General features: G+C 50.9%; 1 protein-coding gene. It reads right to left on the bottom strand.

Going from position 1 to position 1,178, the window contains the following annotated elements; translation table 11 throughout:
• Positions 1-27: 27 nt before the first annotated feature.
• Entirely contained in the window at positions 28-996 is a 969-nt protein-coding gene (locus B9P82_RS28055; protein WP_101701456.1) for an IS110 family RNA-guided transposase, read from the bottom strand.
• Positions 997-1,178: the final 182 nt, after the last annotated feature.

Below are 1,178 nucleotides of genomic sequence, written 5' to 3'. Positions count from 1 at the left end.
ACTAAGCAACTGTCTTGAGCGATAAAATTATGGAGCTACATGATGGTACGACTCATTCCATTCTTCGTTCTTTCTGAGCATTGCATTCAGGATGGTCAGCAGTTTACGCATACAGGCAACCAGCGCTACTTTTTTGGGTTTTCCTGCTGCAACCAGCCGGGTATAAAACGCTTTAATAACTGGATTGTAGCGGGTTGCTACGAGTGCGGCCATGTACAGCGCAGTTCGCACACCCGCCCGACCACCAAAGATGGTTCGTCGGCCTCTCATCGTGCCAGAATCCCGATTTACTGGGGCAACGCCCACGAGAGCGCTAATTTCTCGTCTCGAGAGACGACCCAATTCAGGAACCTCGGCCAGCAGTGCGGCTACGGTCATGGTACCGACGCCCTTAATGCTACTCAATCGCTCAGAGAGTTCTTTGAAGTGGCTTCGGATATGGTTATTCATATCATCATCGATCCGCGCAAGCTCGTCTTCCAACGCTTTGATGATGGTATTAATGCTTTTTCTGCTTTGCGGGGGAGCAAGGTACAACCTGTTTCGCTCAGCAACCAGCATAGCGATCAACTGCCGTCTGCGAACTACCATTGCATTGAGAACCTGACGTTCTGCATCCGGCAAAGCCCGGATAAAACGGCTGCGTTCCGGATGGCGATTGATAACCTCAGCCATCTGCGCAAGTACTCTCGCATCAATACGGTCGGTCTTCGCCAGATATCCCATAGCACGGGCAAAGTCACGAGCCTGCCGGGGATTGACCACTGTGAGCTCAAAACCTTCGGCCTGAAGGGCACAGGCAACGGCAGCTTCAAGCCCTCCGGTGGCTTCCATCAGCACGAGCGCAACGGAGTACTTCCTCAGCTCAGCAATGATGGAATCAAAACCATCAGTGTCATTGGTGACCGAAAAAGACTCAATTGCGCTGCTGGCAGCAATGTCCAGCGTTGCTTTCGAAACATCAATACCGACACAAAGTGGACCTGGCAGACTCATTATTACCCATCCTTGCAAATGCGTTATGGAGTACGGACAACTGTTCGGGTTTCAGATGAGTGGCTCAGCATATGCGCCAGTCGCTTAGTCACGGGCTTAAAACCCTTGGAGAAATCAGGCTGCATACGCCGTGCCAAATCTATTCATCGCTATGGTAGCTAAATTTCAAGATACAAGGAGAA

The sequence above is a fragment of the Citrobacter sp. L55 genome, from assembly GCF_002850715.1.
Lineage (GTDB): Bacteria > Pseudomonadota > Gammaproteobacteria > Enterobacterales > Enterobacteriaceae > Citrobacter > Citrobacter braakii.
This window is presented reverse-complemented; position numbering and strand designations above follow the sequence as displayed.

What these genes read in the sequence shown, in the direction of transcription:
- B9P82_RS28055 (WP_101701456.1), bottom strand. Translation starts at nt 996, where the DNA reads ATGAGTCTGCCAGGTCCACTTTGTGTCGGTATTGATGTTTCGAAAGCA.